At 58.0% G+C, this 17,013-nt stretch carries 14 protein-coding genes; all 14 read right to left on the minus strand.

All coding sequences use genetic code 11. From position 1 onward, the window contains the following. Window positions 1-5 precede the first annotated feature (5 nt). Window positions 6-548, minus strand: coding sequence for a serine acetyltransferase (locus tag CXK96_RS16525; protein ID WP_256061702.1), 543 nt, complete (start codon window positions 546-548; stop codon window positions 6-8). 5 nt (window positions 549-553) lie between these two features. Further along, window positions 554-1,747: an O-antigen ligase family protein gene (locus tag CXK96_RS16530; protein ID WP_102837524.1), complete on the minus strand. Its 1,194-nt coding sequence runs from the start codon at window positions 1,745-1,747 to the stop codon at window positions 554-556. Further along, window positions 1,744-2,664, minus strand: coding sequence for a capsular biosynthesis protein (locus tag CXK96_RS16535; RefSeq protein ID WP_256061701.1), 921 nt, complete (start codon window positions 2,662-2,664; stop codon window positions 1,744-1,746). The genes CXK96_RS16530 and CXK96_RS16535 overlap by 4 nt, the downstream gene beginning before the upstream one ends. Window positions 2,665-2,864: 200 nt before the next feature. Beyond that, window positions 2,865-4,094, minus strand: a complete 1,230-nt coding sequence (locus tag CXK96_RS16540) for a hypothetical protein (RefSeq protein WP_256061700.1) — start codon at window positions 4,092-4,094, stop codon at window positions 2,865-2,867. 14 nt (window positions 4,095-4,108) lie between these two features. Next, window positions 4,109-5,026, minus strand: a complete 918-nt coding sequence (locus tag CXK96_RS16545) for a glycosyltransferase family 2 protein (RefSeq protein ID WP_102837526.1) — start codon at window positions 5,024-5,026, stop codon at window positions 4,109-4,111. After that, window positions 5,013-6,767 (minus strand): carbamoyltransferase family protein, encoded by a 1,755-nt coding sequence (locus CXK96_RS16550; protein WP_102837527.1) that lies wholly within the window; start codon window positions 6,765-6,767, stop codon window positions 5,013-5,015. The genes CXK96_RS16545 and CXK96_RS16550 overlap by 14 nt, the downstream gene beginning before the upstream one ends. 12 nt (window positions 6,768-6,779) lie before the next feature. Continuing rightward, a complete protein-coding gene (locus CXK96_RS16555; protein ID WP_102837528.1) occupies window positions 6,780-8,222 on the minus strand; it encodes a lipopolysaccharide kinase InaA family protein in 1,443 nt (480 codons plus the stop codon). A 5-nt stretch (window positions 8,223-8,227) separates the two neighbouring features. Further along, window positions 8,228-8,962: a lipopolysaccharide kinase InaA family protein gene (locus CXK96_RS16560; RefSeq protein WP_102837529.1), complete on the minus strand. Its 735-nt coding sequence runs from the start codon at window positions 8,960-8,962 to the stop codon at window positions 8,228-8,230. Further along, entirely contained in the window at window positions 8,962-9,768 is an 807-nt protein-coding gene (gene rfaP, locus CXK96_RS16565) for a lipopolysaccharide core heptose(I) kinase RfaP (RefSeq protein WP_102837530.1), read from the minus strand. Before rfaP ends, CXK96_RS16560 begins: the two co-directional genes overlap by 1 nt. Next, window positions 9,765-10,886 (minus strand): glycosyltransferase family 4 protein, encoded by a 1,122-nt coding sequence (locus CXK96_RS16570; protein WP_102837531.1) that lies wholly within the window; start codon window positions 10,884-10,886, stop codon window positions 9,765-9,767. Before CXK96_RS16570 ends, rfaP begins: the two co-directional genes overlap by 4 nt. Next, entirely contained in the window at window positions 10,886-11,887 is a 1,002-nt protein-coding gene (gene waaC, locus CXK96_RS16575; protein ID WP_102837532.1) for a lipopolysaccharide heptosyltransferase I, read from the minus strand. Before waaC ends, CXK96_RS16570 begins: the two co-directional genes overlap by 1 nt. After that, on the minus strand, window positions 11,888-12,922 hold the full coding sequence (gene waaF, locus CXK96_RS16580) for a lipopolysaccharide heptosyltransferase II (RefSeq protein WP_102837533.1): 1,035 nt from the start codon (window positions 12,920-12,922) through the stop codon (window positions 11,888-11,890). A 79-nt stretch (window positions 12,923-13,001) separates the two neighbouring features. Continuing rightward, window positions 13,002-13,925, minus strand: a complete 924-nt coding sequence (gene ilvE / locus CXK96_RS16585; RefSeq protein ID WP_102837534.1) for a branched-chain-amino-acid transaminase — start codon at window positions 13,923-13,925, stop codon at window positions 13,002-13,004. 43 nt (window positions 13,926-13,968) lie between these two features. After that, window positions 13,969-16,914, minus strand: a complete 2,946-nt coding sequence (gene glnE, locus CXK96_RS16590) for a bifunctional [glutamate--ammonia ligase]-adenylyl-L-tyrosine phosphorylase/[glutamate--ammonia-ligase] adenylyltransferase (protein WP_102837535.1) — start codon at window positions 16,912-16,914, stop codon at window positions 13,969-13,971. Window positions 16,915-17,013: the final 99 nt, after the last annotated feature.

The raw sequence follows: 17,013 nt of genomic DNA on the forward strand, positions 1-17,013 counted from the left end.
CATCATCAACAAACCTGAGCGTTTAAATGAGAAGTCTTTGTAGTCACATACACCCCAGAAGAAGGCAAGCTTTTATTAACGAAACTCATCGCACCGATAGTTACCCCGCTAGCAATCTCGATATTATCTCCAATGATGCACGAGTGCGCACACAAGCTCACATTGTCACCGATCCGTATAAGTTTTTCTCCGCCACCGCCCTTTATGCCAATCGTGCAACCCTGCCAGATTTTAAAATTTTTACCAATCGTAGAATATGAGCTAACTACAATACTTGAAGGATGTGCAATCCATAAGCCCTCGCCGACCGTTGCGCCAAGCATGATTTCAACATTGTATTTTCGACTTATTCGCTCGTTCAGCATTTTGGCCCGTCGCTTCCAGAAACGACCGCCTTCAGCATAAAGCACGTAGGCAACACGAAACCAGAATAAATAAGCATAGCGATTGCTTCTTTTGCACTTCTGCCTTAGCCGGCGCCACGAAAAATCTTTGTGGCTGCCACCTAAAATCTCTAGGCACCAGTACCGCTTCATGACTTTCAACATTGACATCATCGAGCCCCCGACCGACAGCTACCTGCACCTTCGTACAAGAGTATTGCCGCCGGCAACCAGAAAACGATCCAAAAAACACCTGGACGCAAAAAGATTACATAGTAATTAGCAATCGAAACAACGAGAACAAAAACCATAAGCGCCAAACCCAGAGAGGCGGAGCTTTGTTCCAAACGATAGCGCCACCCACCCCAAAGCAGAGTGACTATCCACAATAGCAGAAGCAACAAGCCGGGAAGCCCATATTCATAGAAGAACTGCAGGTAGAGGCTGTGAGCCTGATTGAAACAGCGCTGGATGACTTCGATACAGATATTCGGATCGGCCCCAGCTCCAGCGCCCCACAACCAGAACGTGCGAAACTTCGCCAACCATTGCCAGAAGATTTCGTCTCGATAACTTGCGTCTATCCCGCCCACGCTTGAAAGAAGAAAAACTCCTGCAATGCAAAAGGGCGCTAAACCCCACAGCAGCATCCGAAACTGTCGTGCAGTGAGCGAAACCGCCAGATAAGTAATTGCCGCCGCCAAGAGGCCGACCCACACCCCTCGCGAGTAGGTGAAATAGCAATACGCCGAGGCTCCAAGAAACGCAATTAGGCACAATAACCTCATCCCACTTTTCTCGCGCAGCGATAGGCATAGAGCCACGATTGCTACAACACCAAAGTACAAAGCGGATACGATCGGATTCTCGAAGTCTGCCACTTTATGGCCAGCCCAAGAATCCAGTCTGAACGCTCTAAAACCGAAGCCTAAGTTATCGATGAGGAGAGCTTGAAACAGGCTGAGCCATGCAAAGAACGCCGCCGTATAGACGACCGCCAGAAGCAGGACTCGCCAAAGAGTCTTGTTCTGCATTACCAGGGCAATGGCTAGCACATACAGGCCTGCGTTCAGGAGCAACCGAAGCCATTTCCACGGCGCGCCAACGCTCCCCTCGTTAAACACTGCAACGAACGCTACCCACGCGCACAGTGCCATCAACACGCTGAGCGCCGTCTTATCGAAAGACGGCAGTAATCGCCTATAGAAAAAGAGCGCGACGAGCGCGGGTGCAAACAGCGTTAAATTGGTAATAGTGGCATAACGACTGCCATCTGCAATAAAGCAAATCCCGGCCAGTTGCAGATATAGTCCGAGTGCGAGCAGTGCTCGCAAGGACTCAGGAAATGACCGGGAAAGGCTCATGAGGCCAATGCCTCAATTCTCCTCGTTACCGCCGCATAGTGCTCGGCCCCACCTTCCTGCCATCGGCCAGACACGCAGTATTCCTCTTGGAGATAGCTAATGAACGCGCGCTGCAACTCCTCACTCAGCGCCCAGGCTGGCAGTTTTTTCAGCAAAGAGACAGCCTCCACCGCACTTCGCGCACTAGCCGCAACCCCTTCAATTGCATAGAAAGCTTCCCCCAAAACCAGCACCGGTTTTGCCAGAAGAATGCTCTCGAGGCCGACCGTCGAATTTACCGTAATGATGCATTCCGCTTTTTCTATCAGTTCCTGAGTCGAATTTCCGTTGGCGAAAAAAACCCGGTCTGAGGCACTCTTGGCGAGGTCGGGGTACTTCACACGGCTCGATGGATGCTCCTTCAGCACCACGACTGTTCCACTGCTTTGCGCAACCAGCTCGGCAAAAGCAAAAAGTTCTCGCATATTACGTATCCAGGGCGAGAACAACCGAATCTGCGTGTCCCAATCATCTTGGAACGGGATAAAGATATAGCTTTCAGGTAGCTCAACGTAATGACTTTGCTGCTTTGCTTCTCTTGGAACTAGCGACACCGATTTGGCTCCATGGAGCCTGTCAGGGTATCGCTTTGCATAGCTCCGATAGAACTCAGGATCTCTTGGCACAGAGTTGCGATAATTCACTCCTTGTGAATCAAGAGTTGTAGTACCAGGGAGCAGTCCATTTTCGAAATACAACCTCAGCACGCCTGCATCACACATGCTCGCGAGCAATGCACAATAGCGATGGCTACCATTCCACATTGCAACAGCGTCGGGCCTCTCCTTACCCAGCAACCGATGGAAACGGAGCGCTACCACTAGCAGCTCCAACTTGAGCAAAAAGCGATATAGTGCTCCGTGATAACGTCCCTTCATTGCCCTCTCGGTGCACTTTTCCTGTACCAACCGACTCCACTCCACCCGAAGTAGCGCTTGCCGTATCCCGAAAGCAGACGGAAGCGGCAACGTCGCAGGCGTAGCGACGGCGCCTGTCAAATCGGAATTTTCAAGAAGGGCGCTGAAGTACCTTATTTGGTGCTTAGCTAATCCGAGAAATAAAACTTTCATAAATATTATTAACAACCTCGGTTCGGAGCAAACAAACGAATGCCAACAGGCTCCGAAGCGTTCGTCACTTCCTGAACACGGTCAATCAAAGAACCAAGCGGATTTTCCGGATGCTCAATATGGTAGGTCAGGAACTGGAGCAAGCGTTCCTTTACCTTTCCCGGCTCAGCTAGAGCTTCTTCAATACAGGGTGCCAGCTGAGATTCAACAACGCATTTAGGTAGTCCATATCGCTCCACCGCGAAATAATCCTCGCCCCGCCCAATGAGTACGAAAGGAACCCTGGCACGGGCCACATCCAAGACGGCGTTTGTATACCCACATAACACAAGATCGAAGCTCCCGGCAGATTGCTCGAGCGTCTCGCCTGCTGGCAATAAAATGATCCGCTCAGAACGCTCAGCATAGTCCCGCCATGGATAACCGTGCCCACGGGGATGAAGCTTCACCGATAACCTTGCATCTGGATGCTGTTCGAGCCACCTCACGACCCATCTGCAACATTGCAAATAGGACTCTGTATGCTCGTAATCTGGACCAGAACCGAGAAACAATAGATGCGGCGTCCTCCTGCTAACACTCTCGGCCAACTCGGTCTTTTTGTGATCTGTCAGATAATACGGCCCCGCATACACAGCACAGCATTCACCGAAAGCATCGCCAAGCGAAGACAGATAGTTATAGGAACTTTGGCCAAACATTAGATAGTAGTCGTAATCGAAATAGTCATAGCGACTGGACTGCCCAGACGGCACGGAATGCGCCAGATGCATCACGCGCATGCCCTCCGTGCGCAACGCCTTGATGAAGCTTGGAACTATCCATCCGTTTCGTTCGGACAACACAACCTTCGCCTGATAACGCTGCAGCAAGAACGCCGCATGCGCAGCATGCCAGTACAGCAGGAACGGGACGGGCCGGGGCGGCCTGACAAACTGCCGAGCGCGAATCAGTACTCCATCTGATTCTTCGACAAACTCCTCTACGTGGAGGCCGTTGGCTCGCAATGCCTGTAGGAAAGCTCTTTTTCGGCCTTGTTCGTATGATTTACGTGAGGGATGAATCAGTAGTACGTCGCATGGCGTTGGTGAGATATGACGGCCTATGGACAAAAAGAACGCCAACAGGCCTTTACCTGCCAACCTACCGCGCAGTCGCCAGGACACCAGTCGCCCCTTCCCGCGGCGTAATGGTGCACTGACTACGAAGTCAAGCAGCTTGCGCAACGTCATGTCCATAGGCCGCCCCATGCTCAGCGTGTTCCGCTCAACCAAAGCCGCAACGCTTTGCGGGTGTAGGACGTCTTGAAAATGACCCGCCAATCAGTACTAATCGCCTGCCGATACATCCCGCGCGCCTCGGCAAACCGCCCAGCCAACAACAGCCCACGAAAAAGCGAAAGGCAGCGCTGAGCCTTGAATGCTCTGCGTAATGATGCCATGGCCGCTGGCACTCGCCCTTTGTCGAACACCTCCTCGACGAGGGCAAGCCCAACCGCACAATCCTGCTTGATATCGTGCCTCATGCTGTCGTCGTGCTTGTAGATTAATGCCATCGGCGCAGCGAGAACTGTACAATCGAAGTTTGCGAGTGCTTGGGAGAAGACCGGTATATCCTCGGCGTTGCGGAATCTTTCGGGGTAGTTCCCGATTCCAAAAACGTCACGATGGATAGCGGACGCTCCGTTTGCAAGGCCGATAGTCTTGCTCAGCAGATATCCGCGCAACCGTTCCAGTCGTTCTACCGGCAGCACTGCGGGCAAATGCCTACGGCGCTTTCCATCGGGCCATACCGCCCAATAGCCACCAATCACCATGCGGGTGCGTGGGTACAGCTCAAGGTGCTTACATAATAACGATAGTGCATTCGGTGCCAACTCGTCGTCGGCATCGAGAAACACCAGATACTCCCCCAAGGCCTTCTTGATGCCGAGATTTCTCGCCGAAGACGCTCCCCCGTTAGGTTTATCAATCACGCGAAACCGTCCAGGGTACATAGCTTGCAACTCAGCAAGCACAGCAGGAGTTTCGTCTGTAGAGCCGTCATTTATTACCAGCAGCTCGCTATGCTCGCTTAGCTGCCTGATCACGGATTCGACTGCACGCGAGAGCGTTTTCGCATAGTTGTATGCCGGTATGACAACGCTAACCAGCAAATCAGGCGCGTTCATACCAACCCTTGCCCTCCTTGACCACGAGGATGTCCTCCATGATCAGGTACTGCAGATCCGAGCCATAAAACATGTTCAGCGCATCGGTCGGCGAGCAGATCATTGGCTCGCCGCGGCGGTTCAGCGAGGTGTTCAGCGACACGCCGTTACCGGTCAGTTTTTCCAGCTCCAGCATCAGATCGTACCAACGCGGATTGTGCCGACGCTCCAGCACCTGGGCGCGTGACGTTCCATCCTCGTGGACCACTTCGCCAACACGCTCCTTCCAGCCCTCGTTGACCTCGAAGGTGAAGGTCATGAACGGGCTCGGGTGGTCGACCTTGAGCATCTGTGCCGCAACGGTGTCGAGCATCGACGGGCAGAAGGGCCGCCAGCGTTCGCGAAATTTGATTTGCTCGTTGATGCGGTCGGCCACGCCTGGGACGTTCGGGCAGCCGATGATGGAACGGCCACCTAGCGCACGAGGACCGAACTCCATGCGGCCCTGGAACCAGGCGACCGGGTTGCCGTCGACCATGATCCGGGCGACGCGCGCGGGAGTATTGGTGATCTGCTTGAACACCGGTTTGTTCGGGTGTTTGGCACAAGCAGCGATGACGTCTTCATTGGAATAAGACGGTCCGAGATAGACGTGTTCCATCTTCTCCACTGGCACGCCGCGCTGCACTGAAACATAAGCTGCAGCTCCAACCGCAGTACCAGCGTCACCGGAGGCCGGCTGGACAAATAATTCCTTGACCTCGTCGCGGGCAATGATCTTCTGGTTGAGCTTAACGTTCAGCGCGCAGCCGCCGGCAAAGGCGATCTTGCCGGTTTCGCGGATGATGTCGCCCAGGTAGTAGTCCATCATCTGCAGGGCCAGCTTTTCGAACAGCGCCTGCATAGCGGCTGCGTAATGGATGTAGGGGTCGTCGGCGATATCGCCTTCGCGCTTGGGGCCCAACCACTCGATCAGTTTGGGCGAGAAGTAGTAGCCCTTGCCCTCCTCCTTGTAGCGACGGAAGCCTATGACGTTGGCGTAATCGGTGTTGATGGTCAGCTCGCCATTCTCAAACGTGGCCAAGCGCGAAAAGTCGTATTTAGCCGCGTCGCCGTAGGGTGCCATGCCCATCACCTTGAACTCGCCGTCGAGCATCTCGAAGCCGAGGTATTCGGTGATCGCGCCATACAGCCCGCCCAGGGAGTCCGGATCGTAGAACTCCTTGATCTTGTGGATCTTGCCGTTCTCACCCCAGCCGAAGAAGGTGGTGGCGTACTCGCCCTTACCATCGATGCCGAGAATCGCGGTTTTCTCGGTGAAGCCGGAGCAGTGATAGGCGCTGGAGGCATGAGCCAGGTGATGCTCGACCGGCTGCAGTTTGACCTTTTTCAGGTCAAAGCCTAGTTGCAGCAAGCACCACTCGACTCGCTTCTTGTAACGGTAATAGCGGCGGTTGCCCATAAGGATGGCATCCAGCGCTCGGTCGGGCGCATACCAGTAGCGCTTGGCATAGTGCCAGCGGGCCTTTTCGAAAATACTGATAGGCGCAAAGGGAATCGCAACTACATCGACGTCCGCCGGCATGATCCCCGCCTGTTCCAGGCAGAACTTGGCGGATTCGTAGGGCATGCGGTTCTTCGCATGCTTGTCACGCACAAAGCGCTCTTCTTCTACGGCGGCGATCAGCTTGCCGTCGATATACAGGGCGGCGGAAGGATCATGACTGAGGGCGCCGGAAAGGCCGAGAATCGTCAATGCCACGGGTATTGCCTCTTAATCTTCGATACTGGTGCCGGGCACCGTGGGTAAACGTTGGTCAAGCAGCCGGTACAGGGCGCTGTCGGTCGGCCAGTTGCGCAGGAATCGCGCACGGTCCTTGGCGTAGGCCCGGGCGAAGCTGGCATCGCTGCCATGCTGCTGCACGGCATCCAGGTCGATCAGCGACCAGCGATCATGCTCCCAGAACAGATTGTGCCCTTTGAGATCGCCATGACTGATTCGCTCGCGAATCAGTGCCGCGAACAGCCGGTCTAAGGCAACCAGCTCCTGCTCTGGAGGACAGCCATCCAGATACGGCTGAAAACGCGCGATTATATCTTCTCCGCGCAGCAATTCGGTAATCAGCCAGGCCGATCCGCGCATCCACAGCCAGCGGCGCTCAATGACGGCCAGCAAGCGCGGCGTAGCGATCCCCAGAAAATCGAGGCGATTGCCTTCGATCCAGCTATGCCACGCCCGGCTTGGGCGCCAGAAGCGCTTGAGCCAATGCAGCGGATTCTTGATGTTGTAGCGCTTGACCAGAAGTGGCCGCCCAGCAAGATCGACTTGCGCCACGGTAGCTGCGCCGCCCGTCTTGAACAGTTTGCCCTTGGCGATGAACGCATCCGGGTCGGCAAGCACCGCCTGAAGACCGGATTCTTCATCGCGCCTCACCACCTGAGCACCGAACGCACCGATACGCGCGCTGAAGAGACTGCAATCGCGCGCGACCTTGTTCAAGTAATCATTCAGGCGCCACGCGCGAGTCTTGTGAATTTCTTTGAGCAACGCCTCAAGTGGCAACGCTTGCTCACTGTTGGCGAGCAGATAGTGCACCAGCAGCTCTTCGATAAACGGCTCAAGCTCTGCTGGCAGCTGTGCAAAAAAAACACCAAGATTCTCCAGCACCCGCTTCCGGGACAACAGACTTCCGGGCACCTCTGTCTCCACGCCACCGCCGTCAACCACATACAGCTGATCGCCTGTACGCAGCAAATTGTCGAGATGCAGATCGGCTTGCCAGACGCCGCGCGCATGCATTTGCGCGATAAGCGCGAGTGCATCTGCTAACACCGGTTCCTGCGCGGAGGACAGCGGTGCATCTCGCTCGGCTTCCCGCCAAAGACTCCAGAGACTGCGGGCATGCTCGAGATAGCTGAAGGTCAGATATCCCCCCTCATGTTCAACCCACCCCTCGTCCAGCAGCGTGGCCGTCGGCAGGCCCTGTTCGGCCAAAAGCGCAGCACCTTGCCGCTCACGCTGATAGTGTCGACCCGCCTTATCTCCTACCAGCACCTTGACCAGCACCTGGCGCTCGTTCCAGTTAGCCCGCCCGACATAACGCTGTCCGGGCAAGACGCGCAACCATTGCTCGATAACCAACTCACCCGAGGGAATATCCAGAACCAGCGGCAGTGACGGATCACGACCGGCTTTGCTCAGGTCACCGAGCCTCATTCTGTTCATTCACGCCCCTCGAAGAACTTCAAGACCGCCCTGACCCTGGCCTTGTCTCGCATATCCAACTTCTGGTGACCGCTGTACTGCAGATAGAAACGCAAGCGCTGCGTCCGGGTGAGCTGGTACTTGGCAACTTTGTCTAGGCAAGCTAGATCCTTGACGATGCGCCGCTGCAGGAACGGTCCACGCCAGAAGGCGCCGGTCGGGCAGTCGATCAGATAAAGGCGGCGTTGCGGATCGACCAGCAGATTGCGCCATTTGAGGTCGTTATGCGCAAAGCCCCTGTCGTGCATCGCCCGCGTCGAGCGAGCCAGCTGAAGACTGACATCCTGCACCCAGCGAGGATCACGCAAGCGCGCATCACCAGTGTTCGCCAGTAGCGCCAAATCTTCAGTTTGCTCCAGCTCGCGGGTGATCAGCGCTCCACGCAAGAAAGCACCACCTCGGCGCTCCAAGCCGTACGCCACAATGGGTGCGGTGGGAATGCTCCAGCGACGAAACAACATCAGATTCTGCCATTCAGCCTTGACGCGCGGCCGGCCCACGAAACGACGCAAACCTTTCCCGGCGCCGGAGTAGCGCTTCACGTAGTAGCGAACACCGTTGCGCTCGATGCGGATGACCTCCGACAGCAAGTCCTGAGTCAGCCGCTCACCTTCGAGATTGAAAACGTTATCTAAACTGCCGAAGGCTTCGCTCAGATCGACGTAGGCGGGATCCATGGTCCAACCAGCCATCACAGCGCATCCCCGTAGCGCAGCTTACGGTCCTGCAGCTTTTCAGCCTTTCGTTGCAACCGTGCCACCAGCTCAGATTCGTCTCGCAGAACGTCGCGCAGTGGCCGCTGAAAGTATTCGCGCAGGAAGCGCAATCTGTCGCTGCGCGTCAGACCGATTCCAAGCGCCGAGAAGTACAATCCAGCCAGATCCTTGTCACGCCAGCGCCGAGGGGTCTGGCTGCGGGTTTGAGCACGGTGCAGGTCGATCAGTGACAAGCGGAAATCGCTTGCTGTCACCGGTTTGTCGGTATGCAGCAGAAAGTGGCAGATATAGAAATCGCGGTGGTTGACCCCGGCGCCGTGCATGGTGCCGGCCATGCGCGCCACTTCTGCTATCAGCGCGCGTTTGAAAGTCGGAGACGGCGGTTGTGCCAGCCAGTTAGCCGAGAAATCTTCGAGGCTGACTGTCGGCGCCAGCTCTTCGGTGATGATGAACGAATGTTGTGTGGCGGGATTGCTGCCGCGCTCGCCGTAGGCTACTGCCGTCATGGTCGGTACACCCACATCATGCAGGCGCTGGATGGCTCGCCACTCCTGCCCCGCTCCGAGCACTGGCAGCTTGGCCGTGCTGAGGTTCTTGACGATCTCGCCCCAGCCGATGCCGCGGTGGATCTTGACGAAGTAACCGCGTCCGTCGACCTCTGTGCGCAGCGTGCGCCGGCCTTCAAGCTCTCGGTAGACCTGCCCTTGCAACTGCTCCACGGCCTCGAACGGATCGCGACCGGCCCATAGGGTTTTGAAGGGTTCAGCGACGATCAGCTTCATGAGCGCTCCGCAAGGATCACGTCGGCAGCCCGCTCGGGCATGCTGTAAAGATCGGCGCGCTCGGCAAACGCGAGGGCATTCTGCGACCAAAGAACTCGCTGCTCATTGCTCGCCAACATTTCGGCTAGCAGACGATCAAGGGTGTCTTGGACGAACGGCGAGGGCACTACACGGCCGCAGTCGGCATCGGCCATGTAGTGTGCATAGCCGCACACATCAGTGACCAAGACCGGAAGCCCGGCGACCAGCGCTTCTAGCAACACAGTACCGGTATTTTCGTTGTACGCAGGATGGATCAGCAGGTCCCCTCCGAGCAGAAAGCGGGGGATGTCGCTGCGGCCTTTGAGAAACTCGACCTGAGTGGCTACACCCAGCTTCTTGGTCTGCATTAAAAACGGCTGGGGATCGTCCTGACCTACAACGAACAGGCGTGTCCGCTTCTTCAGTTCGCGAGGCAGCGAAGCGACGGCTCTAAGGCTGCGGTCGAGTCCCTTGGTTTTGAACCCGGAACCGATCTGCACCAACAAGAGGTCATCGTCCTCTAGCTTGAACTCACGACGGAAATCGGCCCGAATCTCTGCGGCATTGGACGGCGCCCGTCGATCCTGGGCGATGCCCGGCGGCAGTAGATGAAAACGGCCGGCGGGCGTCGCGTAGTGTTTGACGAACAGCGGCTGCTGCACCTCTGAAATCATCAGGATTTCGGTATTGGACCGAGGCTCGAATACTGCTCGCTCGTATTCGGCGAAATGCTTGTAGCGGCCCCAGCGGCGGTAGATCGGATTGCGCAGTGTCTGAGCTTTATCTTCGAAACAGGGATCTGCGGCGTAATAAACGTCAAGCCCCGGCATCTTGTTAAAGCCGACCACTCGATCTACTGGTCGCTTGGCCAGGTCGGTTTCAACCCAGGCAGTGAAGCGCTCGTTGCGGGTGTGATTGAAGATCGCCTTGACCGGCGCTATCAAGACTTCGAAACCCGCAGGCACTTCGCCCTCCCAAATCATCGCGTAGACCCGGATTGCATGGCCGCGGCGCTGGCATTCCAGGGCGATGCGCATGAAGTCGCGCTGGAGCCCGCCGAACGGAAAGTACTTATAGAGGATAAAGGCCAGTTGCATCAGGGCGTCTCCGATGACCGCAACAGGGCCTTGAGTTCACTTGCGACGCGCTCAGAAGGCAGCTCGTCAAAACAGGGTTTGTGGCGGTCACCTTTGCCGGCGTTCGGCCCAGGCGCGCACAGGTGTACTTGGGAACGGCCATATGCACCGACGCGGCCCGGCAACGTGGGGCCGTAGAGCGAAATACTCGGAACATCCAAGGCGGCGGCGAGATGACCAAGCCCCGTATCAACCGCTACACAAGCACGCGCGCCGGCGACCACTTTGGCAACACCACCCAGATTGAGCCTGGGCAATACCGAAGCACCTGGCAGATCTTTAGCGATTCGTTCGGCTCGGGCCTTTTCCTCCGCGTTACCCCAGGGCAAGCGGATCGCCCAGCCGAACTCACTCATGCGCTCGGCCAGTTCGCGCCAGTAACGCTCCGGCCAATGCTTGCTTGCCCAGGTGGTGCCGTGCAGGAAGAGTAAATAAGGCTGCTCGCCGGGCGTAGCCAGCTGGCTGCGATCCAAGCCGTACTCAGCGACTGTCGCGGGAGCCGGATAACCGAGCGCCTGGGCAAATAACTGTCGTACCCGCTCGAGAGCATGCTGTTCCCGCGGCACGCTGAAGCATCGGTCATAAAACCGCGCCGCCAGCGGTTCGCGAATCGAGGCACGATCGAAACCGGCGACAGGCGCCGTGATGTAACGGGTTAACCAAGCGCTTTTCAGCAGTCCCTGCGCATCGATGACCAGGTCGTAACGGGTCTCGCGCAGACGCGCCTTGAAGCGCCTCCACTCACCTGAGCGAAGGGTTTGCAGAGGATGTTTGCGCCAGCGACGAATCGCCACGGGGATCACCTGCGCCACCGCAGGGTGCCAGGCAGGGATCTCAGCGAAACCCTCCTCCACCACCCAGTCGAACTGGATACCTGGAATGGCGCGCTGGGCGTCGGTCAACGCCGGAAGCGTATGGACCACGTCACCCAGCGAAGAGGTCTTGACCAGCAAAACCCTCACTCAGCGCACCTCGACCGGCTGGGGAACCAGGCGCCCCAGCGCCTCGATGACCGGGCGCGGTTTCAGTTCGCGCATGCAGTTGTTATGACCGAAACGGCAGGTGCGCTCGAAACATGGACTGCAATCGAGCCCCAGACGTACAACCTCAACCTGCTCGGACAAAGGTGGCGTGAAGGCCGGCGATGTCGAGCCATAGACGGAAACCAGCGGCCGCCCGAGCGCGGCGGCTACGTGCATCAGCCCCGAGTCGTTGGACACCACCGCCTCGGCGCAGGAGAGCAAATCGATAGCTTCAGCCAGACTGGTGTCGCCCGCCAAGTTCAGGGCCTCTTCACGCAGTCCGGGAATCAACTGCTGCAGGATCTCTTCACCGACAGCATGGTCGTTCTTCGAGCCAAACAACCAGACCTGCCAGCCTTCACGGATCTTCACCTCGGCGACCTTGGCAAAATGCTCGGCGGGCCAACGTTTGGACTCACCAAACTCGGCACCGGGGCAAAGCGCCAGCACCGGACGATCCAGTGAAAGCCCGAAACGCGCCAACGCTGCGTCGCGGGTCTCTTCGACGATACGCAGAGAGGGCTTCGGGTAGGGTTGGGGCAACTCGGCGCCAGGCTCGAAGGCCAGCGCCATGAAGCGCTCGATCATCAGCGGATAGCGTTGTTTATCCAGCTTGCGCATGTCATTGAGCAGGCCGAACCGCATCTCACCACGCCAGCCGGTGCGTTTGGGAATGCCTGCAAAAAACGGCACCAACGCAGACTTCAGCGAGTTGGGCAGCAGGATTGCCTGCTGATATTGCCCACGCAGACTCGCCGCGATAGTGCGCCTAGTCGCCATGTCGAGCACACCGTGACCCACCGGAAAACTCAACGCCTGCCTGACCTCGGGCATGCGCTCGAGGATCGGCCGGCTCCACTCCGGCGCGAGCACATCGATCTGGCAGTCAGGGTGGCGTTGTTTCAGACAGACGAACAACGTCTGCGCCATCACCATGTCGCCGACCCAACTAGGACCCACAATCAGAATATTCATAAAGGCAGCTTCACGCTTCGGGCCTCAGGCTGCAAGCGCGTGCCGCTCAGGCGGCTCGCGCTTACGGCAGACACGGCGCTTACTTGACCAGCGTCCGCCATTCAGCGTGCGCGTCGGTCTTGCCGGAAACCAGATCGAAATAGGCTTTCTGGATGCGTTCGGTTACCGGGCCGCGACGGCCAGGACCAATATTGCGACCATCCACTTCGCGGATCGGAGTGACCTCTGCCGCAGTACCGGTGAAGAAGGCTTCGTCGGCGATATAAACCTCATCACGGGTGATGCGCTTCTCGACTACCTTGATGCCCAGCTCGTCGGCCAGGGTCAGCACGGTGCCACGGGTGATGCCATTGAGGCACGCCGTAACTTCAGGGGTGTAGATCACGCCGTCTTTGATGATGAAGATGTTTTCACCTGAACCCTCAGCCACATAGCCTTCCGGATCCAGCATCAATGCCTCGTCAGCACCGCCGGAGATGGCTTCCTGCAGTGCCAGCATGGAGTTGATGTAAGCGCCGTTGGATTTGGCGCGGGTCATGCTGATGTTGACGTGATGACGCGTGAAGGAACTGGTGCGGACCTTGATGCCGACTTCCAGCGCTTCGTCGCCCATGTAGGCGCCCCAGTGCCAGGCGGCGACGATCACATGTACTTTCAGGCCGCTGGCGCGCAGTCCCATACCTTCTGATCCGTAGAAAACCATCGGACGGATATAGGCGCTTTCAAGGTTGTTCTCACGTACAGCGGCGCGGGTCGCCTCGTTAATTTCCTCTTTCGAGTACGGCATCTTCATATTCATGATGTGCGCCGAATCGAACAGACGATCCGTGTGGGCCTGCAAGCGGAAGATCGCGGTGCCGGCCGGTGTGTTGTAGGCACGCACGCCTTCGAACACGCCCATGCCGTAATGCAGGGTGTGGGTCAGCACATGGGTGGTCGCATCGCGCCACTGCACCATCTCACCGTCATACCAGATCACGCCATCACGATCGGCCATCGACATTGTTGCCACCTCAAGATTCGATAAATGCTGTTTGCAGACGAGTTCAGCTGAGCCCCAGCTCACGCCAGATGCGCATCACCGCGCGACGCTCGTCTTGAAATTGGTCCCCGCTCACAACGCCAGGCAGTTTCTGCAGTGATTGCCGGTGGGCCGCGGCGCGGTATGCCTTGTAGGCATCCTGCAGCAGCCGAACCTCATCGCCGGTCATCAACCCGGCCTGCTCCAACCCATCGAGGATGCGGATATTGTCGGTATAGCGCAGCAGTTGCGGATGCTGGTGCGACCACGCCAAAGCCGCGTATTGCACCATAAATTCGATATCCACGATACCACCGGCGTCCTGCTTGAGATTGAACTCGCTATCAGCCAGGAAGGCTTTTTCAGCGGTACCGGCACCGGTTGCACGGGTGCCAAGGTTGTCGCGCATCTTGGCGCGCATCTCGCTGACCTCACCACGCAACCGCTCAAGATCTCGCGAGCGCCCCAGCACCGAAGCCCGAACGTTCTCGAAATCTGCTGCCAGCTGAGGGCAGCCCACCAAGACCCGAGCGCGCACCAGCGCCTGATGCTCCCAGGTCCAGGCCTCCTCGCTTTGGTAGCGATTGAAGGCGCCCAGCGAGCTGACTAGCAGGCCGGAGACGCCTGACGGACGAAGGCGCATATCGACCTCGTAGAGCTGCCCCGAGGTCGTCTGGGTAGTCAGGAGATGAATGATGCGCTGCCCGAGGCGGGTATAGAACTGCGCGCCATCGATGGGTTTGGCGCCGTCGGTCTCGGCGTTCGGGTCACCGTCATGGATGAACACCAGATCCAGGTCGGAGCCGTGCCCGAGTTCAATGCCACCAACCTTGCCATAGCCCACGATGATAAAGGCCGGATCGCACAGCGAACCGTCTGCACGCTGCGGCTGGCCGTGCCGTGCGACGGTGTGGCGCCAGGCCAGTGCCAACACCTCTTCGAGAATGGCCTCCGCGAGCCAGGTCAGGTAATCGCTGACTTTCATCAGCGGCAGCGTGCCGGCAATCTCGGATGCCGCGACACGTAAACGGTGCGCCAGCTTGAAGTGGCGCAAAGCTTCCATTTGCTGTTCGAGATCGTCTTCGGGAATGCGTGTTAGCCGCTCGCGCAGCTCGGCGGCGAGCTCTGGCGCCTGTGGCGGGCTGAACAGCCGCCCGGCATTGAGCAGCTCGTCGAGCAGCAACGGGAAGCGGGTGATCTGCTCGGCGATCCAAGGGCTTCCGGCACAAAGCTCAAGCAGCCGCTGCAACGCGCCTGGGTTTTCAGTCAGTAGTACGAGATAAGCCGAACGCCGAGCCACTGCCTCGACCAGAGGAAGCACGCGCTCCAGCACCAGATCCGGATCGTCCTGCTCGACCGCCTGAGCCAGAAGGCGCGGGATGAAGGCATCGAGACGCTCCCGCCCCAACCGCTGCATGGTGCGCACCTGATTGCCGCTGCGCAAGGCAGCGAGTCGCTGGCAAGCGGTCTGGCCATCACGAAAACCCGCATCGCTCAACTGACGACAGGCGAATTCCTCGTCCCAGTCCTGCTCCCACAACGGCAGCCATTCGCCGCCGACCAACGTCTCGCCTTCGGCGCTTTCGTCTTCATCGGGATCGGCAATGACCTGACGGAAATGCCAGTCAACCCGGCCGCGCCAATAGAGAAGCTGCTGGTGAAAGGCCTCCCAGTCAGCGAAGCCCATGATCAAGGCGACGCGATCACAGTCGGTCTGATTCTCCGGCAGCATCTGCGTCTGTCGATCATCGATGGCCTGCAGCGCATGTTCGGTGTAGCGCAAAAACTCATAGCCTTCGCGCAACTCTTCCACGGCAGCAGGCGGCAGATAGCCCTGCCCGGCCAGGGTTGTCAGCACCTTGAGCAAGGGGCGCTGCTGCAAGCTAAGGTCGCGCCCTCCATGGATGAGCTGGAAAGCCTGGGCGATGAACTCCACCTCGCGGATGCCACCGGAGCCCAGCTTGATGTTGGCGGCCATGCCTTTGCGCCGGACCTCTTGCTGGATCAGCTGTTTCATCGTGCGCAGCGCATCGATCGCGGAAAAATCGAGATAGCGCCGGTAAACAAAGGGCCTGAGCATTTCCAGCAATTGTTTGCCGGCGGCCTGGTCGCCTCCGACCACGCGCGCCTTGATCATGGCGTAGCGCTCCCAGTCGCGCCCCTGATCCTGGTAATACTGCTCCAGCGCATTGAAGCTCAACACCAGCGAGCCGGACGAGCCATAGGGCCGCAATCGCATGTCCACGCGAAAGACGAAACCATCGACTGTCGGCGCGTCGAGCGCTTTGATCAGCCGCTGCCCGAGGCGAACGAAAAACTCCTGATTATCCAGAGAGCGCTTTGCCCCAACTGTCTCGCCACCTTCTGGATAGCCAAAGATCAGGTCGATATCCGAGGACAGATTCAGTTCACGTGCGCCCAGCTTGCCCATGCCAAGCACAACCATGTGCTGGGCATCGCCGCTGCGTCGACCAGTCGGAACACCAAACTGCTCGCAGTGGCGCTCGTATAGCCACTGGTACGCCAGGTCGATACTGGCGTCAGCCATGTCGGACAGATCGCCGCAGGTTTCGGCAAGAGCAGCCTGGCGAGTCAGGTCACGCCAGATGATTCGCACCTGCTGGCGGTTGCGGAACCGCCGCAGCTGGCGAGCCAGGCTGTCCTCATCAGCGCAATCGCCAAGCAGCTCGGTGAGCGCCGCACGCATTTCACCATCCTTTAGCGATCGCTCCAGCAAGCCGCTTTCGGCCAGCTGCAGCAGCATCTCGGGATCTCGGCTAACCTGTTCGCTGACGAAGTCGCTGGCGGCGCAAACCCGACCGAAGGCCTCGCGGCGAGAGGCTGGCCATGCTGAAAACAGCTGCTCGGCCTGCTCCGATGTGTCGCGCAAGGCGTCGAGGAACGTCTCCTCAGCACGGGTGACCAAAGGTTGAAGCGACGTCGGCAGTGCAACCAGCGATGGCAAACTCATGAATGTTCCTTTGTACAAGAACGGCCAGAAGGATAGCGATAACGTCCGGAGTAGAGCCCCTGACGCCGGAGCCAGCCCGCCCGACCGACCCGTCACATT

This window comes from Stutzerimonas stutzeri, from assembly GCF_002890895.1.
Classification (GTDB): Bacteria; Pseudomonadota; Gammaproteobacteria; order Pseudomonadales; family Pseudomonadaceae; genus Stutzerimonas; species Stutzerimonas stutzeri_AB.